Source organism: Desertivirga brevis, from assembly GCF_017355835.1.
This window is the reverse complement of record NZ_JAFEWF010000006.1, coordinates 347,605-369,573: the sequence shown is the minus strand read 5'-3', so window position 1 is coordinate 369,573 and position 21,969 is coordinate 347,605. Positions and strand designations below refer to the sequence as shown.

The 21,969-nt window shown below is 40.3% G+C and carries 19 protein-coding genes; 8 read left to right on the top strand and 11 right to left on the bottom strand.

Annotated elements, in window-relative coordinates:
* The first annotated feature begins 4 nt into the window (after positions 1 to 4).
* Together J4N25_RS16920 and J4N25_RS16915 are read left to right on the top strand one after the other, a co-directional pair.
* Positions 5 to 2,242 (top strand): heavy metal translocating P-type ATPase, encoded by a 2,238-nt coding sequence (locus tag J4N25_RS16920; protein WP_207422972.1) that lies wholly within the window; start codon positions 5 to 7, stop codon positions 2,240 to 2,242.
* Between the two features lie 160 nt (positions 2,243 to 2,402).
* The gene (locus J4N25_RS16915) at positions 2,403 to 2,609 is read left to right on the top strand and encodes a heavy-metal-associated domain-containing protein (RefSeq protein ID WP_207422971.1); all 207 of its coding nucleotides are present in this window, start codon (positions 2,403 to 2,405) and stop codon (positions 2,607 to 2,609) included.
* 58 nt (positions 2,610 to 2,667) lie between these two features.
* Here J4N25_RS16915 and J4N25_RS16910 read toward each other — a convergent pair whose 3' ends face one another.
* The gene (locus J4N25_RS16910; protein WP_207422970.1) at positions 2,668 to 2,958 is read right to left on the bottom strand and encodes a hypothetical protein; all 291 of its coding nucleotides are present in this window, start codon (positions 2,956 to 2,958) and stop codon (positions 2,668 to 2,670) included.
* A 17-nt stretch (positions 2,959 to 2,975) separates the two neighbouring features.
* On the opposite strand from J4N25_RS16910, the gene J4N25_RS16905 reads away from it, so the two are divergent.
* The gene (locus J4N25_RS16905) at positions 2,976 to 3,971 is read left to right on the top strand and encodes a GlxA family transcriptional regulator (protein WP_207422969.1); all 996 of its coding nucleotides are present in this window, start codon (positions 2,976 to 2,978) and stop codon (positions 3,969 to 3,971) included.
* A gap of 15 nt (positions 3,972 to 3,986) precedes the next feature.
* On the opposite strand, the gene J4N25_RS16900 is transcribed toward J4N25_RS16905, so the two are convergent.
* The 9 genes from J4N25_RS16900 to J4N25_RS16860 form a co-directional block, all read right to left on the bottom strand.
* On the bottom strand, positions 3,987 to 5,600 hold the full coding sequence (locus J4N25_RS16900; RefSeq protein ID WP_207422968.1) for an ATP-binding protein: 1,614 nt from the start codon (positions 5,598 to 5,600) through the stop codon (positions 3,987 to 3,989).
* Between the two features lie 257 nt (positions 5,601 to 5,857).
* On the bottom strand, positions 5,858 to 7,795 hold the full coding sequence (locus tag J4N25_RS16895) for a heavy metal translocating P-type ATPase (RefSeq protein ID WP_207422967.1): 1,938 nt from the start codon (positions 7,793 to 7,795) through the stop codon (positions 5,858 to 5,860).
* 40 nt (positions 7,796 to 7,835) lie between these two features.
* A complete protein-coding gene (locus tag J4N25_RS16890; protein WP_207422966.1) occupies positions 7,836 to 8,255 on the bottom strand; it encodes a Fur family transcriptional regulator in 420 nt (139 codons plus the stop codon).
* 4 nt (positions 8,256 to 8,259) lie between these two features.
* On the bottom strand, positions 8,260 to 8,673 hold the full coding sequence (locus J4N25_RS16885; protein WP_207422965.1) for a DUF6157 family protein: 414 nt from the start codon (positions 8,671 to 8,673) through the stop codon (positions 8,260 to 8,262).
* 136 nt (positions 8,674 to 8,809) lie between these two features.
* Complete coding sequence (locus J4N25_RS16880) at positions 8,810 to 9,496, bottom strand: hypothetical protein (RefSeq protein WP_207422964.1); 687 nt, start codon at positions 9,494 to 9,496, stop codon at positions 8,810 to 8,812.
* Between the two features lie 426 nt (positions 9,497 to 9,922).
* On the bottom strand, positions 9,923 to 10,564 hold the full coding sequence (locus J4N25_RS16875; protein WP_207422963.1) for an alpha/beta fold hydrolase: 642 nt from the start codon (positions 10,562 to 10,564) through the stop codon (positions 9,923 to 9,925).
* A gap of 103 nt (positions 10,565 to 10,667) precedes the next feature.
* Entirely contained in the window at positions 10,668 to 12,128 is a 1,461-nt protein-coding gene (locus J4N25_RS16870; protein ID WP_207422962.1) for a DNA/RNA non-specific endonuclease, read from the bottom strand.
* A 95-nt stretch (positions 12,129 to 12,223) separates the two neighbouring features.
* Positions 12,224 to 13,414 carry a hypothetical protein gene (locus J4N25_RS16865; protein ID WP_207422961.1) on the bottom strand — a complete coding sequence of 397 codons (1,191 nt, stop codon included), beginning with the start codon at positions 13,412 to 13,414 and terminating at the stop codon, positions 12,224 to 12,226.
* Positions 13,415 to 13,425: 11 nt separating this feature from the next.
* The gene (locus J4N25_RS16860) at positions 13,426 to 15,987 is read right to left on the bottom strand and encodes a TonB-dependent receptor (RefSeq protein ID WP_207422960.1); all 2,562 of its coding nucleotides are present in this window, start codon (positions 15,985 to 15,987) and stop codon (positions 13,426 to 13,428) included.
* A 367-nt stretch (positions 15,988 to 16,354) separates the two neighbouring features.
* On the opposite strand from J4N25_RS16860, the gene lpdA reads away from it, so the two are divergent.
* The 5 genes from lpdA to J4N25_RS16835 all read left to right on the top strand — a co-directional run bounded on the left by lpdA (position 16,355) and on the right by J4N25_RS16835 (position 20,857).
* Positions 16,355 to 17,743, top strand: coding sequence for a dihydrolipoyl dehydrogenase (lpdA, locus tag J4N25_RS16855; protein WP_207422959.1), 1,389 nt, complete (start codon positions 16,355 to 16,357; stop codon positions 17,741 to 17,743).
* Positions 17,744 to 17,997: 254 nt separating this feature from the next.
* The gene (locus J4N25_RS16850; RefSeq protein ID WP_207422958.1) at positions 17,998 to 18,318 is read left to right on the top strand and encodes a DMT family transporter; all 321 of its coding nucleotides are present in this window, start codon (positions 17,998 to 18,000) and stop codon (positions 18,316 to 18,318) included.
* A 212-nt stretch (positions 18,319 to 18,530) separates the two neighbouring features.
* On the top strand, positions 18,531 to 19,367 hold the full coding sequence (locus tag J4N25_RS16845; protein ID WP_207422957.1) for an MBL fold metallo-hydrolase: 837 nt from the start codon (positions 18,531 to 18,533) through the stop codon (positions 19,365 to 19,367).
* Between the two features lie 84 nt (positions 19,368 to 19,451).
* Positions 19,452 to 19,826: a co-chaperone GroES gene (locus J4N25_RS16840; RefSeq protein WP_207422956.1), complete on the top strand. Its 375-nt coding sequence runs from the start codon at positions 19,452 to 19,454 to the stop codon at positions 19,824 to 19,826.
* A 170-nt stretch (positions 19,827 to 19,996) separates the two neighbouring features.
* Positions 19,997 to 20,857 (top strand): sigma-70 family RNA polymerase sigma factor, encoded by an 861-nt coding sequence (locus J4N25_RS16835; RefSeq protein ID WP_109415596.1) that lies wholly within the window; start codon positions 19,997 to 19,999, stop codon positions 20,855 to 20,857.
* Positions 20,858 to 20,910: 53 nt separating this feature from the next.
* On the opposite strand, the gene J4N25_RS16830 is transcribed toward J4N25_RS16835, so the two are convergent.
* Positions 20,911 to 21,855, bottom strand: a complete 945-nt coding sequence (locus J4N25_RS16830; RefSeq protein ID WP_207422955.1) for a hypothetical protein — start codon at positions 21,853 to 21,855, stop codon at positions 20,911 to 20,913.
* Positions 21,856 to 21,969: the final 114 nt, after the last annotated feature.

The window sequence follows — 21,969 nt, the reverse complement described above, 5'->3', positions numbered from 1 at the left end:
GGTTATGACAAGTCAGACTTTGATACATAAAGGCACACGTAAAAGCTTCCCGGTAACCGGGATGACTTGCGCGGGATGTGCAGTGAGCGTAGAATCTATGCTTAAATCAGCAAAAGGCGTGACTGACGCGGGAGTAAATTTCGCAACTCAAACCGCCTGGGCTGAATTTGATGAAAAAGAAACTAACCCGGCAGAGCTTCAAAAATCACTGCGTTCTGTAGGATATGATATGATCATTGATGAGGAAGATCCATCTGCTAAGCAGGAGGAGATCCAGTTAAAGAACTACGAGGAAACGAAGAACAGGACGATATGGGCGGGAGCTCTTTCTGTTCCTGTAGTGATCCTGGGAATGTTCTTCATGGATTTCGCTTATGGTCCCTGGATCTCCATGGTCCTTACAATTCCGGTTCTTTTCTGGTTCGGCAGGAACTTTTTCATCAATGCCTGGAAGCAGGCAAAACATGGAAAAGCAAACATGGATACACTTGTTGCCCTTAGCACGGGGATTGCCTTTTTGTTCAGTACTTTCAATACTATTAATCCTGAGTTCTGGCATAGCAGAGGGTTGCACGCTCACGTATACTTTGAAGCAGCATCAGTGATCATTGTCTTCATCAGCCTGGGAAAACTATTAGAAGAAAGGGCAAAATCAAACACCTCATCAGCAATTAAAAAACTGATGGGCCTGCAACCAAAAACAGTGCGGATCTTAGTGAACGGTCAGGAAGAGGAAATCCCCACCGCGTCGGTAGTGGAAGGCAACATCATTATCCTTCGCCCAGGCGAAAAAGTTCCCGTAGATGGAATCGTAGTGTCCGGAACCTCATACATAGATGAAAGTATGATCACCGGAGAACCAGTACCGGTTTCTAAACAGAAAGACGATAAAGTATTTGCAGGAACAGTAAATCAGAAAGGAAGTCTGCAGTTTAAAGCGGAAAAAGTGGGAAGCGAGACCTTATTGGCACATATCATAAAAATGGTGCAGGAAGCGCAAGGTAGTAAGGCGCCTGTACAGAAACTGGTGGACAAGGTTGCCGGGATTTTTGTACCCACGGTTATCATCATCTCCATCCTTACCTTTATTACCTGGATGCTTCTGGGAGGAGAAAATGCTTTTACCCATGCACTTTTGACCTCCGTTACTGTGCTTGTTATTGCTTGTCCCTGTGCTTTGGGACTGGCAACTCCTACCGCAATCATGGTAGGTGTAGGTAAAGGAGCAGAGAACAATATCCTGATCAAAGATGCAGAAAGCCTTGAGCTTGCACATAAGGTAGATGCAGTTATCCTGGATAAGACCGGGACAATAACCGAAGGTAAGCCACAGGTAAATGCTATCCATTGGACTGAAGAAGCGGCAGATCTCAGCTTATTAACAAGTATACTGTATAGCCTGGAAGTACAATCTGAACACCCACTGGCTGAAGCCGTAGTTAAAAGTCTGAAAGAAGAAGGTGTTACCAGCCTTACGCTTGATTCTTTTGAGAGTATCACAGCACGGGGTGTTAAAGGGCTAGCCGGAACTGATACTTATTTTGCAGGCAACAGGAAGCTGATCGAAGAAAACAACATTTCAATAGACGCAGTTTTAAATGCTCATGCCAACGACCTGCAGCAGCAGGCCAACACGGTGATCTTTTTTGCCAGTAGCACAAAGGTTCTTGCTGTAATTGCCATTGCAGATAAAATTAAAGCTACCTCCAAAGCGGCGATACAAGCATTACAAGGTATGAATATCGAAGTGGTGATGCTAACGGGAGATAACGCTCAAACAGCAACCGCAATAGCAAAGCAAGTGGGAATAAGTAAGTTCCAAGCAGAAGTGCTTCCTTCCGAAAAAGCCGACTTTGTTAAGCGGCTTCAACAAAAAGGAAAGGTAGTAGCAATGGTTGGAGATGGTATAAATGATTCTCATGCCCTGGCACAGGCCGACGTTAGTATTGCTATGGGCAAAGGCTCTGACATTGCTATGGATGTTGCAAAGATGACTTTAATAACTTCCGACCTTCAATCGATACCTAAGGCATTAAAGTTGTCCCGGAAAACAGTGGCAACTATCCGCCAAAACCTGTTCTGGGCATTCATATATAACGTGATTGGGATACCAGTAGCAGCTGGAGCTCTTTATGCATATAATGGCTTCCTTCTCGACCCGATGATAGCAGGGGCAGCAATGGCGCTAAGTTCAGTATCTGTAGTAACCAACAGCTTGCGACTACGAGCAACAAAGCTTTAAAGCTATGCGGCTAGCGTCTCAACCTCTTTCAAAGAACCGTCGGTTAGGAGTTGATGTTGACGACTAAAGGGCAAGCAATTGACTAAATAAATGCCGAAGGCAGCGAGGCTAGAAGCTTTTTAGATAAAAACTATTAATCAAATTTGAACAAGAACAAAAAATGGAAACACTAAAATTTAAAACCAATATTAAATGCATGGGCTGTATCAGTACAGTAACACCAGTATTAAATGAAAAAGCAGGAGTTGACAAGTGGAAGGTTGATCTTCAGGATCCGGAGAAAACTTTAGTTATAGAAGGCGATTCGAAACCAGAAGAAATTGTGGAAGCTCTGAAAGGTGTGGGTTTTAACGCCGAGAGGATTTAATGATACAACCAGAAAGGTCACTTAAAAAGTGGCCTTTCTGGTTTACCCGGTGCTTAGGTTAGCCCTGTTTCTTCTCTTTCTCTCCGTCATCACCTGGCTCAGGCACAGGATGCATATTTTCATTTTCGGAGGTAACAGTCTCTATATCATTGCCCGGATGTTTCTCAGTATTTCCGGAATTTACTTGCTGGTTTTCTTCAGGTAAATGCATAAGATCAATCATTAGTGTAAAATAACAAGGGTACTGCATCCAATTTGTTTTATTAAATATGAAATCGCTTTCATTAATGGCCCAGAAGATCAGATCAAAGCGTTCTGTAATTTTAACAATGATCCCTATCTTAGGCAATATTAATTGCTTTTGTTATGGGCCGTTTAAAACACATCAGTATCCTTATTCCTGAGGGCGATTGCAGCATTACTCATATTGAGGCTACTCATCAAATATTTTCTTCACTTAACGACCTTTTAAGCCGGTTGGGGCGCCACGAGCTATTTGAAGTTCAGTTGGTTGGATTACAAAAAGAGCCGAAAGTAAAGAAAGGCCTGTATCGCGTTTATCCTGACATTCTGATCCAGGACTTGAAACACACCGACCTTGTAATCATCCCGGCCATACAAGAAAGCATTGATAAGGGGCTTGAACTTAATGCAAAGCTGGGAGAATGGATCCTTAAGCAGTACAAAAGTGGAGCAGAAGTAGCCAGCTTCTGTATTGGCTCATTTCTTCTGGCCTCAACGGGATTGCTAAATGGCAGAAAATGCACTACCCATTGGAGCGCTGCTTCTCAATTCAAAGCTCTCTTTCCCGAGATTGACCTGCTTCCCGACAAGATCATTACAGACGAGGGAGGAATTTATACCAGTGGGGGAGCACTTTCCTTTCAGAACCTGATCATTTATCTTGTAGAGAAGTACGCCGGTAGAGATACAGCAATTCTTGCTGCAAAAACATTCATGATCGATATCGACCGTAACAGCCAGTCGCCTTTCATGATCTTTAGCGGGCAGAAAGAACACGATGACCAGCAAATAGGCAAAGTGCAAGAATTTATAGAAAGTAATCTTCAAGAAAAACTGTCGGTTGATCAATTAGCGGATATGGTGGCAATCAGTCGCCGTAATTTTGAACGAAGATTTAAAAAGGCTACATCGAATTCTATTCTTGAATACATTCAACGAGTAAGGATCGAAGCAGCCAAAAAGAGCCTGGAATCTTCCGGGATGAACGTGAATGAAGTAATGTTTACTGTGGGTTATACAGATATAAAAGCATTTCGAAATACCTTTAAAAAAATCACCGGACTCTCTCCTATAGAATACCGGAACAAATACAATCGCCGCTCAATGGAGTTGAACTAGAAATATGTCTGGAGTTTATTTCGGGCTACCTTCAAGGTCCTGCTCCGTTGGTATTATGAACGAGAAAGTAGAGCCCTTGCCCTGCTCGCTCTCTACGCCCATTCTTCCCTGATGCCGTTTTATAATCTCATTGGAGATATACAAACCAAGGCCCAATCCCGAGGTTTTATAGGAGTTTTCCTCTCCCCTATAGTAGCGTTCAAAGATCAAACGTAGCTTTTCTTCCGGAATTCCTGGTCCAAAATCCCTCACCTCTAACTTGAAATATCCTCTTTCCTCTGAAAGACCTATTAACACTTCTGTTGCTTCAGGTGAGTATTTAATGGCGTTATCAATGAGGTTGATGATCACCTGTTCAATCCTGTTCCTATCTGCACATATTACAGAACTTTGATCTCCAAAAACTCTGATATTGTGTTTCCGTTCGGCGTTCTTGATATTAGTGATGCAATCAGCCAGAACTTCAGAGATCTTGAAATTTGAAAAATTATACTCCAACCTACCTGCTTCCAGTTTAGACAAATTCAAAAGGTCGCCAACCAGGTGAATGATCTTATTTACCTGTTTATTTGCCTTCTGCAGCAGATCCAAATATAACTGGTTACCTTCTTTTGCTAATTGCTTTTCAAGGATTTGAAGATAACCTTTCATGCTTGTTACCGGAGTTTTCAGTTCATGACTTGCTACACTTAAAAATTCGTCTTTTTTGAAGTTTTGTTCTGTCGCTTTTTCAAGAAGCCGTTCCTTCTCATCGTTCGCTGATACGAGCTTTTGAAAAAGCATTGCATTATCTAGGGCTACCGTTGCCTGACTTACAACTCCCAAAACCATTTTTTCCGCCTCCTCTGTAAATACATTCTTATGTCTATGACCTAACATAAGAGAGCCTATCGTTTCACCTGATTTTGAAGTGATCGGAACCGACATAAAACTTTGGAAGGTCCAAGGATTCTCCTCCTTCCGGATACCGACTCTTTCAGATAATTTCAGACTCCCAATTTCAAGTTCGCTCGCACTTGCCACCCTAACTACCTCATTCGTTATCAAGCTCTGAAACTGCTTAATATCGCCCAACTGTCGTTGCACATCTATTGAAATTGTTGACAAGGCAAAAGTAAATTCGACCTGACTGGGACTTTGTGCCGGATAATAGAACAGGATTCCAAAGTCGGCACCGCTTAGTTGAAGTGAAGCGTCGGTTACTTTTTGAATGATGGATTGTAGCTCAAGTTCCTGAGAAATAGACTGACCAATGGAGACAAGGATCTCAAAGTTCCTGGCTTGCCTGACTACAGATGTCACATCATTAATGTGAGCTAACCGGCACTTCTTCTGCTTGTATTCGACTATATAGGAAACGATTTGAACATTTATTACGCTTCCAGATCTTAGCAGATGCTGTCCTTCTGCAAAAACATTTTCAGACCCTTTAAAAAGACCTTTCAGCTTGTCAAACGAGCCTCTTTCTTCTGATACCCGCAAATCTCTTGTACTCAATGACAAAAATTCCTGACGACTATAACCATAATGCAATATGGCAGCAGTATTAACTTCTAATATTTGAAGGGTATCAATATCAAATATTAACATAGGTTGGGGACTTTGATAAAATAAATTATCAAAGTTCATAGCACTTATATGGTTCGCATTTTCCAAAGGATTCAGATAAGACTCAGTTTCTACTCAGGCAATTACAAATATTCGAATTGTGATTATACTACGAACATAAGGTTTTTCTTGAAAGTCTGATTGTTTTTTAGTCAGAAAGAACCTTCAATTTACATTCATCCTCCATTCGAGAGCTTCTGCTCATGAAGCTTTTTCCCGGGCAAAAATATCCTCGCATGAGAAATTACTTCTCTCCAGGAAAAATGTTTTAAAAAAATCTATCCTAAAGAAATCCTTTGGATCCTTACCGCATTTAAAATGGCAAGCAAAGCAACCCCAACATCTGCAATTACGGCTTCCCAGAGACTTGCCATTCCTCCTGCTCCCCATATCAATACCAGAACTTTTACAAGCATAGCTAACACGATGTTCTGCCAAACAATAGAGCGGGTGATTTTACCAGTCCGGATTGCTGTTAATATTTTTGAAGGTTGATCGTTTTGAATAACGATATCAGCGGTTTCAATAGCAGCATCAGTTCCTAGTCCCCCCATAGCAATCCCGGAATCTGCTAAAGCCAGTACCGGTGCATCATTGATCCCATCTCCAACAAAGGCTGCTACCTTATACCTCTGTTTCAGAAGCTGCAATTTATTCACCTTGTCCTCCGGCATAAGATCTCCATAGGCTTCATCTATACCTAATTCCCTACCTACCTCAGAAACAACTGTCTGTTTGTCGCCGGATAACATCACCACCTTCAACCCGGCCTTCTTTAAATCTGTTACTGACCTCTTCGCATCCTCCTTTAATTCATCCCCTAGCCTGAAATATCCAGCGTACTTATCGTTTATAGCAACAAGAACAATGGTATCGGAAATATCATTCAGACCTACAGGGTAAGAAATTCCGTACTGCTCTAAAAGCCTGTTGTTTCCTGCCGTAACTATCTGATCATCCACTGTACCTCTAATTCCCATTCCCGGAATTTCTTCAGCATCGCGAACTATCCCTTTCTCCCTGGTTCCATAATATTCGCCGATAGCTCTGGCTACAGGATGATTTGAAAGGCTTTCTAGTGACCCTGCAAGGTATACTAAACGGTCGGGAGCGAGCCCTTCGGCTTCCACACTAATTACTTTAAAAACTCCCTTTGTGAGGGTGCCAGTTTTATCCATCACTACCACATTTGTTTTAGCTATTACATCCAGAAAGTTTCCTCCTTTAAAAAGGATTCCATTTCTTGAAGCGAGGCCAATCCCTCCAAAATATCCTAAGGGAATTGATACCACCAGTGCACAAGGGCAGCTAATAACCAGAAATACAAGAGAGCGGTAGAACCAGGTATTGAAGTTATAGTCGGCAACAAAAAAGTACGGCAGTACACACAACGCAAATGCAAGGAAGAACACTATCGGTGTATAAACTTTAGCGAACCGGGAAATGAATAACTGGGTACGCGACTTCCTCGCTGTGGCGTCCTGAACCATCTCGAGAATCCTGCTTAAACGGCTGTCTTTAAAAAGGGCGTTTACCTTAAGCTCAGCCGGGGTGTTTAGATTGATCATACCGGCCAGCACCAGCTCTCCCTTTGTCTTTGTGTCAGGCCTGCTTTCGCCAGTCAGGGCAGTCGAATTAAAAGAAGCAGTTTCCGACAGTAATTCTCCATCCAGTCCCACCTTTTCTCCTGCCTTAACCTGTACGGTTTCATTTAGTTTAACGCTTGATGAATTTACGATCTCCGACTTTCCGTTCCTTAAAACAGTTACCTGGTCAGGCCGCACATCCATCAGCCTTTTAATATTTCGCTTAGCCCGGCTCACCGCAGCATCCTGAAACCATTCGCCGATAGAGTAAAAGACCATCACGGCAACACCTTCACTATATTCTCCTAATAAAAACGCCCCGATGGTTGCGACTGTCATCAGTACAAATTCATTGAAAAAGTCGCCCCGCTTAACTTTACGAAAAGCCATCTTCATTACAGACCAACCTGCCAACAGCCAGGCAGTTCCGTAGATCATAAGGTTGACCAGGTTAGGAAATTGTATTTTGAATCCATAAAGCAGAACCAGCATGACAACCAGAATGGCGAGAGCCCCGAGCAGATCCAGGTGAGAGCGCCAGCTACTTTCATCTTTTTGCGGTACTGCTACTACTTTGGTAGCAGATGCCGGTTCGTGATTACAACAGTCGGAATGATGTGAATGCGCCATAACACAAAGTAACGTGAATGGCTAATGCAATGGTATTGCATTAATCTTTATTGCAGATACCACATAAGCCTTTGATCACAAGACTTACTTCTTCTGAAGCGTAGCCTTCTGGAAGGCTGACGATAGGCACCTTGGTTTTTGGCAAACAGTGGGTGGCTTTACATTGGGTACAGTAAAAATGAACATGAAGATCATGATGCCCGGTTTCATCGCACTGATCAGAACATAAGGCATATTTGGGAGTGCCTGTTCCGTCATCAATGGAATGAATAAGTCCGTGCTCGACGAAGGTTTTTAGAGTGCGGTAAATCGTGATCCTGTCTGAGGGGTATAAGCCTTTCTCGATATCACTTAAGCTAAGAGCAACCTTTCCCTGCAGCAGAAAATCAACTACAAGCAAGCGCATTGCTGTTGGATTAATATTCTTACTAAGTAATTTTTGCTCTGCAAGTGCTGTCATAAGCTTATTTTTTTCTATTGGAACGCATTGCCTTCAGATGTTTGAGCGTACCGTCCTCCATAAATTTTTTATATTCATCCGAGTTCAATCCATACAAACCAACCTTCCCCTCGCCATCAAAATGAATTCCCCAACCATATCTTTTAGCAAGGGCAGAGGCACGAAGACAAGCCTGAGATTTCGAAAAAAACTTCTCCCTTTCTACTAACCTGTCTTCCTCCCGGATATTGTTCTTTTCAGCATAGGAAGCAAAAAGAATATCATCAGAGGTATAGGTATAAGGCTGATTGATCATAAGATGATACTGAATTGCTGCGACTGTTTTATTTTCAGCTTTTATAGAAGGCTCCTCCCCCTTTGTGGCTGGACAATCCTCCGCCACCTCTATAAACGTGTTATAATAATTCGTCGTTTTCATATTGCTAAAATAGTATGTTATTCCTATGGAACCCGGATCATTGCATAACTTAAGTAAGAAGAATGTTTAATCCTCGAATTCCTGTTAAAAATTAACAAACAGGAGGAATGTTTGATGAAGGAAGTTCCCAGCCAGCTCACTTTCCATTTGCTTGATTTGTATTGGCTGGAGACTTATAACTGAGATACACTCCACAAATTGCAATTAAAACCATTACGCTGGGTAACACTCTAGCTACTGCCTTTGCACCTTTATCTATCCCAAGAAAAATACAAGCTGCAATAGCTATAAGGCAAATTATTGAAATGACAACTTTTCCAGCCTTACTGATGGTTTTGTTTCTTGGATGTAACTGAAGCGATGCTAATATTTCATTAAAATCCTTAACGAAACGATCATAGTCACCAATCCTATCTGAGGATTTGCATGGCATGATCATGACAGTTTCTCTTTTCTTAAACTTCAAGAAAAGAACCGATCTGCTCATTCCCGTAGTGATTGCGGAACCAGGGCGGAACTCGAAATATTCAAGATCATTAAAAAAATTTGCTTCACCATTTATCGTTATCTGTTTGCTTTCTAAGTCAATTTCTATCGCCATTTTCCTCCAGAATAAGTTCTTTTTGGCTAATGCTATGATTATGGCTGTTAAAACTGAAACTGCCATTGGAAATACGAAAGATTCCCTCATAAACTCTGGCAGTTCTGATTTCAGGGACCGATCAAATGATATTATTAAAATTGAAAAAAATAGGGTAGGTACCAGTAATATGACAAAAAACAGAAGCAGATTACCTTTTATAGTTTCAAATGAATATTTCATTTATCAATATTTTACGAACTGAACAACCTTAAAATATTCCATATAAATTAGTCAATAAGAAGACTGTTTATCAGTAAAAATCATAAGGTTTTTGAGCAAAGTGGTGATTGGATTCAGAATTTCAACACTGGATCCTTCTACACTTCCCTTTTAAAAAGTCATCACAAGAATAACACTTTGCAAATTAACATTGAAAAATTTACACCAATGACGGACAAAATTCGATGAACAGAGTTGATATTTAGATCAATTGCTCAAGGAGCATATGATTTGAATTACCTTCGGAAGCAATCTAAAGAGTAAGTTCGCAGGTACTGTAGTAGCACCAAGGATCAGCTTCGGAGCTGGAGGAAATTTTGATTTCCGTACGAAGTCGTCGTTTTCAAATTGCTAAAATATTCGATTTATAATGGTACGTAAAAAATATTAATCGAGAATTTCTCTAAAGGCGGCATTGACCTCCTCTGATTCACAAAAAACACAGAGGTGACCACCATTCATCACATAATCTGCCTTAATAAACCGTATAGGAAATGCCCGGTCTTTTTTGCCATGGATATGTACATAAGGGACGTTAATTTCTGCATTCCTCCACATGCTAATCCTTCCCAAAGCCCAGTTGATATGCTTCGGATGCGTTTGCCCAAAAAAAGCATCTATTAATTTCCTTCCAGATGCGTTTAAGGGACCAAAGAACCAGTAGAGAAAAGGTTTAATGAGTGAAGACCTCCTTTCGGGCAGGAACTTGTATAACTTTAGATCGCCAGCTTTTCGATAAAGCCATGGAAGGTCCTTATAGCTCGCCACTGTAGAAATAAGGAGCAACTTCTGCGGTGGAAGGAATTTGGATATCTCGATGCCAACAATACCACCGAATGAAAGCCCTGCCAATATGAAAGGTTCAGTACCATCAATCTTAGAAGACATTCTCTTTGCATAAGATTCGACCGACTCTTCCTCGTATTGCTCAATCCAATCCAAATAAACTATTTCATAGCCTGGAGGAAGGCAGACATTTTGAAAAGCCCGTCTGTCTGCGCCTAAGCCTGAGAGGAAATAAACTTTCATTTACAACAAATATTCGTTTATCCCAGCTATATTACAAATCAAACCAAAAAAGAAGAGGCCAATTAAAATTATAATGAGCCTCATTTAATAATGATTTTATCTTTTAATTTCCTGAATCCCTTTTTGACTTCAATGTTGCTCTAATGTCTACCGGGAGGTTAGTGAAGAACTGGTATCCTGTTGCAGTTTCTAGCTCCTGAACAGTTACAATGTATGACTTCCAATCCTGATTTATTGAATTGGTGTTAGGTGTATTGATTGCAATCACCCTTGTAGAAGAATTGATCCGCCCCGCATCATTAGAACCATTAGGGATTACAACAGCTATTTTCCAAACATTGCTGGGAACCGTCACACTGCCATTTGCTATTGTACTGAAGGTACCCTTAGAGCCAGTACCCCCGGTTCCGTAGCTTCCCATAATAACAAAGACCTCGTTACCAGCTGTAACTAGTCCCCTTAGGTAATTCTCGAAACCAGCCCATGTCTTTTGATTATTCTCAGGTGCCTGCGGGATCATGTTGGTCATTAAGAAAGTAGCAGAATTCGCATCATAACTGGAAGTACGGTCAGCAGAAGGGCAATTGTGTCCCCTGTCAAACCCACTACTGGAATAGCTATTGCTTTGAACCAAAAACCAACCAGAAGGCAAACTAGCCAAAGCAGCAAAATTGTCCTGACGTTTTACAGCCCCGGTGATATTAGTGGCATCAATATGCCAGCTAACCCAGTTAGGCGTACTTCTGGTACTGCTATAAGATTCTGCGAAGTATTTATGATCAATAAGGTAATTATTTGCAAAAACGATATTAGCCTCGGCACCTGAAGGATTTCCCAACATCATATTTCCATTATCACCAAGTAAAGGAGGAGCATCCGGACCAAAAGTTATATCACGTGGAGCCGCTACTTCTGTAGTATTTGTCGTATCTACGGGAGCAGTATCCGGAACTTGTATGGTAACACCCGAATTACCAATGCCTTTAAAGGTAATATCATCAATATTGATGCGAATAGCGCTACTGCTATTAACAATCTTAAATCTAACCTTTCCCGTGTCAGAGACGGCAAAAGAATCAATGGCTAAAGAAGTATTCGTTTCAGATATGTCAGAACCCAGCTGTTTATAATCGGCTCCTTGATTAGTAGAAATAAAAAGACGCCATGTAGTATTAGCATCATTATTAAACTTAGCATGCTTAATAAAGATCTTTTTAACGTTCCTGATATCAAAGTTCATACTTAGAGTACCAGAAGCTCTAAAGCGTGCGGACTTATCTCCGATCTTCTTATCCGTTGCAAGATCTCCAATCAAAGCCTCTGAAAAATTCCAGGTACCTGTACTAAGCGTAACATCTCCGGCTGGATAACCACCTTTTGTTCCCGCCTCAAAATTTTCTACAAGAGTATAAGGAACAGTATCAGCCGGACTTGAAGGATTATTCGTTTTTGTAGTGTCTGTTGGAGTTTCCCCTGAATCATCCCCCGCAACCCTCGTCTTTTTCGAGCAAGCAGACACAGTAATAGCTATACTAAGGGATATTAGTAATAGTTTAAATCGCATGAATAAATGTTAATGAGTTTAATAACAGGCTTGGGTAGATATTAAAAACAAAATAGTCGTCTCAAAAAAGACGACTATTTTGCATTCAAAACATATTAGTCAGGTAAATACTCGTAATTTCCAGAATCCTTTTTCTCGAAAGTCCAATTAAAGGTGGTATTACTACCGGTATACTTCACGAAGGAGACTCTGTACTTCTGTCCAGTATCCGCATTTGGAAATAAAGATTTTAATCTTGCAGCGATTCCTGCTTGAACTTGAGCATCTGTCCAATATCTTGTATCTGTTCCGTTTCCAACTTGATAGAAGTTTCCAAACTGTCTTAAGTTAGCTCTATTGGCTGTAGTGCCGATATTATTTGCATCGTCTCCCACCCACTGGTAATCTGCAGCAACAAAGGTATAGGCTATTGTTCTGTCAGGAACAAAGGTATTTCCTTTCTTAACAAACTTTAAAACAGCTGGAATAGTAATATTTTTTGTAAAAGCCACCCAATTTGAACCGTCAAAGATCATTGCCATAACATCTTGAGTTGTTGTTGAAGCGGGACGATTAGCGAAACTTACGTATTGTACATCATTGACCTTTGGAGACAAAGTTTTAGCTTTTAAAAATTTGTTGAAATAGTCTGGTAATATCGTTTGATCAGCAGCTATAAAATTACCAAATCTTCCTCTGTCTACAGAAACGTAATCCTCTGTAGAAACAAGGTAAGCATCCCACCATTTTCCATTTTTATAATAATAGGCATCTGTTCTGGTTTGAGCGGTTGAGCTTACATTTGAATTAAACCATGCAAAAGTTAAGGTCGCCAAGCGTCCTTCTTTATTATCAGGATACTTGGCTTTCAAAAACGTTTCAAGTTGCAACCAGCGGTCAAAATTCCTAAAGGTTGTTCCACCTAAAGCATAATCTGCATCCACGAGGGTATATGAAACTCTCTCTGAAACAGTATTATTTGTAAATGGAAAAACAAGTTGATTATAGGTAACATTTACTGCGTCACGCTCCTCCAAGTGTAAATAGGCAGTGTTTAAGTAGAGAGGAATTAAATTAGCGGCCTCTGTTTCATCTAGAAAATAATAGCTACTACTTACGTAGCCTGGTACTCCTGGTTTTCCGCTCAGGGACTTATAATTCGCTTCTGTCAGTGTAACATTTACACTTCTCAATTCAGATTCTAATCTGGGAAGAGAATCTAACTGCTCGTAGGCGTCTTCCATAGGATCACAGGCTACGAAGCCACTCGCTATGGTTACAAGCAGTAGATATATAAATTTGTTCATAATCTTCGTTTTTAAAAATTAACTTTTAAGCTTGTTGTATATTGCCTGCCAGCTCCGAAATAAACATTGGAGTTAACAGCATCACTTACCCCTGTATTTCTGTCAAAAATTGCATTTGCATCAGAGATATACTCTGTATTTAAAACATTATTCACGTTTAAGATAAGTGATGAATTTAATCCTGCCATTTTAAAGCGTATAACAGCATTTAGATCTAACAAAGAATAATTCGGAACTTTCCAAGGTTTTAAACCTGGTTTAATAACATCTGTCGGAATAAACGAAGAACTAAAATCGGCATAGTAATTATAATCAGCCCCTAGTTTTACCCCTTCAGCGACTGTAAAATCAAATCCCAGTGCAGCCGTAGTTTGAGGCTGATCTCCAACCTTAATTCCTTTTGTATATATTGGGCCTTCAGATGCTACAAAATTATTGTTCGCATCAAAAACTTCAACCTTGTCAAGGTTACTATTCCAAGTCCAGTCGCCGATGGAAAGCATACCATTAAAGCTTAACTTTCTGAAAGGATTATATTTAAAGTCTAGTTCCAGACCTTGATGGAGTGCATCTACACCAAGAAAGTTAACTGTATAATAGTTGCCATCTTGTCCAACTGCCGTTCTGGTTGTAGACCTGTCATTCCAAGCAGTACGATACAAATTAAGATTAGCTGAAAAAGAGCGGCTTCTATAACCATAGCCCAACTCATAGCTTAAAATTTTCTCATTCTCGGCGTCCTTATTAGGAACATTCTGATTACTTACAAAAACTGCGCTAAAAAATGGAGCTTTTTCAAAGTAACCAATGTTTGCGAAAACATTGTGATTAGCGGTCAAATTATAGTTCGCTCCACCCTTCGTCTGAAATCCAAAAAAGTTTACAAAATCACTTTCCCTTAGAGGATCAGTATTTTGATATCTAAAATAATCCTTCCGTTTATAAGATGTATTAGAAGCAGCTAGAGACACAAAAGTAGACAAGGGACCTTCGGTAAACTCACCCTGTAAAAAACCACCTTGCCAAAGAACGATTACATCATTATGAAATCCTATCTTATCGCCATTTCTAGCCATATTATTAGGATTATTGACGTTAGCAGTAGCGTCAAGAACATATTGGGCACCTAAAAGATTTCTTACAGAATTATATTTTATCCCCTTATAGTTCCTTAAATCTAATCCCGCTAACAAATCAATCTTATCATTAAGCTTCTTTGTATACGTACTAAGCAATCCATACCAAACATGATTGTTTCTGTTCGATTGAAGATAAGCAACAGCCCTTCCATCAGGAGATGCAACATTTTGATCCACTAAGGCATCCAGGTCAACAGGAGAATATCTATCACCAACTCTTGTACCTAAAAATAAATTAGCATTATTTGGGAACTCATTTCCTCCCCTACCAATAGAAGCGTAAAGCGCAGTAGATAACGAAGAGTTTTCATTTATCGTCCAATAATGATTTAATGAAGCTTGTGGTTTATGGTAAAAATTCCCACTGATTGTCTTATCTTTTCCATTTAAAACACCCCAATTTGGATTAAACCTTATTCCCTGAGGAGCATCTTTATAATATTGAATTCCAAAACGTTCGAATCTGGAGCCATGGTATTGAGGTGCACCAAAACCTGTTAAGGAAACAGTATGTTCCTTGTTAATTAACTTTGAAACGTTGAAAAAATAACTATAAGCTTCGAAACTTAATCCTTCAAACCAACCATCCCCGGTTGTCTTAGAACCCATCGCAGAGAAAGCCCAACCGTTTTCTCCTAAACCAGTAGAGTATAAGAATGAAGTTTTATTAAAGTTATTATTACCCATAGAGTGTTGAATAAACCCTCCTTGGTTGGCTTCAGTCCCTCTTGTTAAGATATTTATGGTACCACCCAAAGATGGGACTGCCACTTTGGAAGCCCCGAGTCCCCTTTGAACTTGCATTGAACGTGTAACATCTGTTAGCCCCGCCCAATTAGACCAAAATACCCTTCCTGATTCAGGGTCATTAACGGGGATACCATTAATCATTACAGCTATATTTGCACTTTGAAAACCTCTGATATTGATCCGAGAATCACCATAACCACCTCCAGATCCTTTAGATGCATAAATTCCTGGAGTGGATTTCAGTAATTCGGGAAACTCTTGCTGCCCTACTTTCTCTTCAATCATCACAGACCCTACAGTAGAAAGAGCTACTGGCGTCTTTCTATCGATTGCAGTATTATTAGCCGTTACAACAACCTCACTAAGTGCCGCGCTTGATTCTAATGTAACGTTTCCGATATCTTTCGTTCCTGATACATTAGCAACCGATACCGTTTTTTGCAGGTATCCTACATAGCTGATCACCAACTCAGCATCAGCAGTCTCAACCTTAATTGAGAAATTACCATTTAGCGTTGTTGATGTTGATTTTTGGGTTCCTTTGATGCTGATTGAAGCGCCGGGCAGTGTCTCCTTTGTAATAGCATCAATTACCTTTCCCTTTACTAAACCCTGAGCGAACCCAGATATTGCGCAGAACATAATAAGCCCTACTACAATAAAAGGCGCGTAAAATTTCCTCATAAAAATTTCCAGATAATAATTAATGTGATTTATTAATACAAAGATTGCTTATATTTCTCAATTTCACAACATTCGGGGACTATTTAACATTATATTACAATAAAGTAAACAAATATTTAATAAGTTAATAAAAAATAACAATACTAAAACATTTCTCAGCAATTCATACCCCGTGCTTTTACACATGGAAAACTTATTAGTTCTATTTTTTAAAACTTTACAATCAGGAAAGTATTTCTTTTTCGTAAAACCCTCACAATTTGTAGATTTGCCGCCGTTATCTTCGATTAAATAGGAATCCTGCTGAACCTTCTGCTTATTGCGTTGCGTTGGCTTGGTTCTTCAGACATTAAAAATAATTTATAGAATGAATTACGACTTAATAGTTATCGGTAGCGGCCCCGGAGGTTATGTGGCTGCAATTCGCGGAGCACAGCTGGGTTTAAAAACTGCTGTAATAGAGCGCGAATCACTTGGCGGTATCTGCCTTAACTGGGGATGTATTCCAACTAAAGCACTTTTAAAAAGTGCACAGGTATTTGAATACCTTCAACATGCAGAGGAGTATGGAATCAAAGTTCAGGGTGGCGAGGCCGATTTTGGTGCGGTAATCAAACGTAGTCGTGGTGTTGCTGAAGGAATGAGTAAGGGTATTCAGTTCCTGATGAAAAAGAACAAGATCGATGTGATCATGGGAACCGCTAAAATCAAAAAAGGCGGCAAAATTGACGTTAAAGCAGCTGATGGTACTTCTAAAGAATACACAGCTAAACATACTATCCTTGCTACAGGTGCTCGTTCAAGAGAATTGCCTAACTTGAAACAAGACGGTAAAAAGATCATTGGCTACCGTCAGGCAATGAACCTACCTGAGCAACCTAAAAGCTTAGTAGTGGTTGGTTCTGGCGCTATCGGTATCGAGTTCGCGTACTTCTATAACGCTATGGGTACTAAAGTTACTGTAGTTGAATTCATGGACCGTATCGTTCCTGTTGAAGACGAAGAAGTTTCAAAACACCTTGAAAGAAGCCTGAAAAAAGCTGGTATCAATATTATGACTAAGGCTACTGTAGAGTCTGTAGACACTTCAGGTTCTGGTTGCAAAGCTCAGGTTAAAACTGAAAAAGGAGTTGAGATCCTAGAGGCTGATATCGTTCTTTCAGCTGTGGGTATTACTCCTAACATCGAAAACTTAGGTTTAGAAGAAGTTGGTGTTAAATTTGACAAGGGTCGTGTAATTGTTGACGACTTCTACAAAACTAACGTTGCTGGTGTTTACGCTATTGGTGACATCGTTAAAGGCCAGGCTTTAGCACACGTTGCTTCTGCTGAAGGTATCATCTGTGTTGAGAAGATCGCTGGTCACCATCCTGAGCCTTTAAACTACAACAACATCCCCGGCTGTACCTACTGTATCCCTGAAATTGCTTCAGTTGGTTACACAGAGAAGGCTGCTAAGGAAGCTGGTTACGAAGTTAAGGTTGGTAAGTTCCCATTCTCTGCGTCAGGTAAAGCAAGTGCAGCTGGAACTAAAGACGGTTTCGTAAAAGTTATCTTCGATGCAAAATACGGTGAATTCCTTGGAGCACACATGATCGGTGCAGGAGTTACAGAGATGATCGCTGAGGTTGTTGTTGCTCGTAAATTAGAGTCGACAGGAATGGAGATCATTAAATCTGTTCACCCTCACCCAACCATGAGTGAAGCTGTTATGGAAGCCGCTGCTGATGCTTACGGTGAAGTGATTCACTTGTAGAGGTAAAAGCTGAAAGCGGAAAGCCGAAAGCCGAAAGGTAAAAGCAAAAAGCCGAAAGGTAAAACTGAGTTAAATGACTTTCAGTTCAGATATAAATAAAAAGGCCTGCTGAGAAGCAGGTCTTTTTATTTAGCTGCCTATTGAATTAAATAGTTCAACAACTAACGGCAGCTCTGCATGTTAATCGTAACCGGCGAAGCCCTATTGAGTCGCCTAAAAAATCGTAAATCGAAAATCAAAAAATCGTAAATCAAATGGCTTGGTTCTATTTAATACTTGGAGGATTGTTTGAAGTTGGCTTTACAACCTGCCTGAAATTTTCTAATAACTTCAGTAACTGGAAGTGGAGTGTCGGATTCTTTATCTGCATTACTTTAAGCTTCCTTCTTCTTAATAAAGCAGTCCAAACCCTTCCTATTGGTACAGCTTACGCGGTTTGGACAGGAATTGGCGCTGCCGGTTCTACGCTGATTGGCATTGCTCTCTTTAAGGAACCTTCAGATTTCTGGCGCCTATTTTTTCTATTCCTGCTGATCCTATCGATCCTTGGCTTAAAACTCACGTCGAAAGCTTAATCTGGTAAAAGATCATTTTTTTCAAAAGGTACCTACTCTACCTTTGCTTCAAATAATAGTCGCAAATCCCGAATTGGAAATATGTTCTTCACAAATTCCGAAGCCTTCTTGAAGCGGGCAGAAAATAACAAGCGTGCTGAAAAACGGATTCACATGATTCGTAAATCCGAAATCGTAATTCGTAATTCGTAAATCTAAAATCGTAAATCAAAATGAAGCTCTACTCAATAGAGACTGGGAATTTTAAACTTGATGGAGGCGCTATGTTCGGTGTAGTGCCCAAAAGCATCTGGCAGAAAGCTAACCCCGCGGATGAAAATAATCTTTGTCCCCTCGCCATGCGATCTTTGCTAATTGAGGATGGAGACAGACTTATTCTTGTCGACACGGGTATCGGCAATAAACAAAGCGAAAAGTTCTTCAGCCATTACCATTTGCATGGAAGCACTAGTATTGAAAGCTCCCTGGCTGCTAATGGTTTCTCAAAAGACGATATCACTGATGTTTTTCTTACCCATTTACACCTTGACCATGTTGGGGGGGCTGTAGAAAAGCATGGCGATAAACTTCTTCCAGCTTTTAAGAATGCTACCTTTTGGAGCAATCAAAAGCACTGGGACTGGGCCCTGAACCCGAACGACCGGGAGAAAGCTTCATTTCTTAAAGAGAATATTCTTCCTTTACACGAAAGCGGGCAGCTAAGGCTCATTCAAGAAGGAGACATGCCCTTTGGCAATGACTTTGAGGTAAGATTCACTTATGGCCACACAGAAGCTATGATGCTTCCCATAATTAACTACAGAAGCAGGAAGATCTTATTTGCAGCCGACCTTTTCCCTACACTTGGGCACTTGCCAGTCCCCTATGTTGCCAGCTATGATGTATTTCCACTGACAGCAATGGAGGAAAAAAAGAAGTTCCTTCAGGAGGCCTTTGATAAAAACTTTATTTTGCTGTTAGAGCATGATGCTGTGAATGAATGTATAAGCCTCAAAGAAACAGAAAAAGGTTTCAGGGCAGAAGATATCTTTAAGCTTGCAGATATTTAGCCGAATGTCATCTTTGTAAAGAGTCGCTAAAAACTGCCATTCCTAGTCTTGATTTCTGATATTTTTGATTTATTTACAACAGAAATGCAAATAACACCGGATAATAAAATAAAGAAACTCGTCGTTGTTGGAGACAGGCTTTTGATCAAACCATTAAAACCTGATGAAAAGACAGCTGCAGGCTTATTCCTTCCCCCGGGAGTGGAGGAAAAAGAGAAAGTAAGACAAGGATATATTATAAAAGCGGGTCCTGGCTACCCCATACCTCTCCCTGCTGACGAAGATGATCTATGGAAGGGACGGGATGAAAAAGTGAAATATATTCCTCTTCAGGCGAAGGAAGGGGATCTTGCAATATTCCTTCAAAATGCTTCAACTGAAGTAGTATATCAGAATGAAAAGTACTTTATTGTCCCCCAAGCTGCCATCCTGATGCTCGAGCGGGAAGAGGAGTTATAGAATTGTCAAAAAGCTCAACAAATTGAATTTTAAGCGGCTATGGAATGATTATTGTTAAATAGAAGTTGTATTATTGATATTTTTTTATTACAACTTTTTTCATTTCAGCACGTTAAAGCAGTAAATTTTTTTAACTTTGCACACGCTTAAGAAAGGGGTATCCTACTTTAATGAGACAACTCAAAATAACACAATCAATTACCAATCGCGAGTCTCAATCACTCGATAAATATCTGCATGAGATTGGTAAGGTAGATTTGATCACTGCCGAGGAAGAAGTTATCCTGGCGCAAAAAATTCGTGAAGGCGATCAAGCTGCACTTGAACGCTTAACAAAAACCAACTTACGTTTCGTTGTTTCTGTTGCAAAACAATACCAGAATCAGGGTTTAACACTTGGTGACCTGATCAATGAAGGAAATCTTGGCTTGATTAAAGCCGCAAAACGTTTCGATGAAACAAAAGGGTTTAAATTTATTTCTTACGCTGTTTGGTGGATCCGTCAGTCAATCCTGCAAGCGATCGCTGAACAGTCGCGTATTGTACGCTTACCATTAAATCAGGTAGGTTCATTAAGTAAGATCAGCAAGGCTTTTTCAAAGCTTGAGCAGGAATATGAGCGTGAGCCATCTCCTGAAGAACTGGCAGACATCCTGGAAACAACAGTTGACAAGATTTCTGACACTTTAAGTAATTCAGGTCGCCATGTATCCATGGACGCACCATTTGTTCAGGGAGAAGAGAACACTCTTCTTGACGTATTGGAAAATGATGATCCAAATACAGATAGTAACCTGATCAACGAATCACTTTCTGAGGAGATCAAAAGATCTCTTCAAACGCTTACTGAACGTGAACGAGAGATCATCGTACTGTTCTTTGGTCTTGGAACAAATCATCCTCTTTCATTGGAAGAGATCGGTGAGAAATTCAACTTAACCAGAGAGCGTGTTCGTCAGATTAAAGACAAAGCGCTTCAACGCCTTCGTCACACGTCCAGAAGTAAAATTTTAAAATCTTACCTAGGTTAATAGAATTTACAAGTATAAAAAGAGCTTCCTACCCGGAGGCTTTTTTTATGTTCTTACTTAAACGAGATCTCACCTTCGGGCAACTGGAAATCATCTTCGGGGACTTTCCACCTAGCTTTCGGAAGTGCTGCCTTTAATTGATCGGCCCTGTTTTTCTTTTTATAGAGTTCTTTTAACTTCTTCAAGGGATCAGTAATTTCAAAAGGAATATCAACATCTACAATAAAACCGTTTGCATTTAAATCTTTGGTTTCTAAATGCTCTTGCTCTTCTGAAGCAGGCATATGCCAGGCACCAATTATTTCAGAGGGGCTCCATTCCTTTGAATTAAGGGACCTTGATCCATCAAAGACGTCATTAACATAAGCATGAACAGACATGCTTAAAATCGCAACACTGCCTTGAGGTATATGGCCTTCCAATCCAATCCTCCCCCCTTCAAATCCTTTGCTATCAACTTTAATTTCCTTACAGTCCAGATACCTGTATACCTTTTTATGGAAGTCAAAGGAAACCAATAACAAACGGACAATGTAATATTCCCCAACTTTCCCTTTTATATCTTCCTGCGAAAATGCTGGCAAATAGACGGCCACAGTCCCCTCTTCCATAATAGCTTCAGGCCTTGCTTTCAACACCTTATCTAAAGGAGAATTATTATTAAATTGAAAACCCGTTAAATAGGACAAGTCAGCGTCATGCAGGTTCCGTTGACACCGGGCCTTAGTACTACAAGCACGGACAGCACTTTGAACTACAGAATTAAAGCGGTTAATCATAGGGCCATCGTACCCTCCCTTATAGGTACGGTGAAAAGCTTCCCGTATCACCCTGGCAGTACTGGCACACAAGCCGAACTCCAGTCCTGATTCCTTGGTTGCAATAGTCTGTTTTACCTTCCCGGCCTTCATCTGCACGATCTGCTGGCCTCGATAAGTACGGTAGGAGACGTTATCTACGCCTCCATGTATAACGCCTTTCTTGTCAATTTTGCCCATAATACAAGATTTGAATAATTTCCCTAAATAAAAATGATCTTAATCAATATGATATAAATATTTCTACAAAGAAGACTTAAGCATTATGAAATCCTCATTCCCTTCTATCCTCAG

What these genes read in the sequence shown, in the direction of transcription:
- J4N25_RS16920 (WP_207422972.1), top strand. Translation starts at nt 5, where the DNA reads ATGACAAGTCAGACTTTGATACATAAAGGCACACGTAAAAGCTTCCCG.
- J4N25_RS16915 (WP_207422971.1), top strand. Translation starts at nt 2,403, where the DNA reads ATGGAAACACTAAAATTTAAAACCAATATTAAATGCATGGGCTGTATC.
- J4N25_RS16905 (WP_207422969.1), top strand. Translation starts at nt 2,976, where the DNA reads ATGGGCCGTTTAAAACACATCAGTATCCTTATTCCTGAGGGCGATTGC.
- J4N25_RS16900 (WP_207422968.1), bottom strand. Translation starts at nt 5,600, where the DNA reads ATGAACTTTGATAATTTATTTTATCAAAGTCCCCAACCTATGTTAATA.
- J4N25_RS16895 (WP_207422967.1), bottom strand. Translation starts at nt 7,795, where the DNA reads ATGGCGCATTCACATCATTCCGACTGTTGTAATCACGAACCGGCATCT.
- J4N25_RS16890 (WP_207422966.1), bottom strand. Translation starts at nt 8,255, where the DNA reads ATGACAGCACTTGCAGAGCAAAAATTACTTAGTAAGAATATTAATCCA.
- J4N25_RS16885 (WP_207422965.1), bottom strand. Translation starts at nt 8,673, where the DNA reads ATGAAAACGACGAATTATTATAACACGTTTATAGAGGTGGCGGAGGAT.
- J4N25_RS16880 (WP_207422964.1), bottom strand. Translation starts at nt 9,496, where the DNA reads ATGAAATATTCATTTGAAACTATAAAAGGTAATCTGCTTCTGTTTTTT.
- J4N25_RS16875 (WP_207422963.1), bottom strand. Translation starts at nt 10,564, where the DNA reads ATGAAAGTTTATTTCCTCTCAGGCTTAGGCGCAGACAGACGGGCTTTT.
- J4N25_RS16870 (WP_207422962.1), bottom strand. Translation starts at nt 12,128, where the DNA reads ATGCGATTTAAACTATTACTAATATCCCTTAGTATAGCTATTACTGTG.
- J4N25_RS16865 (WP_207422961.1), bottom strand. Translation starts at nt 13,414, where the DNA reads ATGAACAAATTTATATATCTACTGCTTGTAACCATAGCGAGTGGCTTC.
- J4N25_RS16860 (WP_207422960.1), bottom strand. Translation starts at nt 15,987, where the DNA reads ATGAGGAAATTTTACGCGCCTTTTATTGTAGTAGGGCTTATTATGTTC.
- lpdA (WP_207422959.1), top strand. Translation starts at nt 16,355, where the DNA reads ATGAATTACGACTTAATAGTTATCGGTAGCGGCCCCGGAGGTTATGTG.
- J4N25_RS16850 (WP_207422958.1), top strand. Translation starts at nt 17,998, where the DNA reads ATGGCTTGGTTCTATTTAATACTTGGAGGATTGTTTGAAGTTGGCTTT.
- J4N25_RS16845 (WP_207422957.1), top strand. Translation starts at nt 18,531, where the DNA reads ATGAAGCTCTACTCAATAGAGACTGGGAATTTTAAACTTGATGGAGGC.
- J4N25_RS16840 (WP_207422956.1), top strand. Translation starts at nt 19,452, where the DNA reads ATGCAAATAACACCGGATAATAAAATAAAGAAACTCGTCGTTGTTGGA.
- J4N25_RS16835 (WP_109415596.1), top strand. Translation starts at nt 19,997, where the DNA reads ATGAGACAACTCAAAATAACACAATCAATTACCAATCGCGAGTCTCAA.
- J4N25_RS16830 (WP_207422955.1), bottom strand. Translation starts at nt 21,855, where the DNA reads ATGGGCAAAATTGACAAGAAAGGCGTTATACATGGAGGCGTAGATAAC.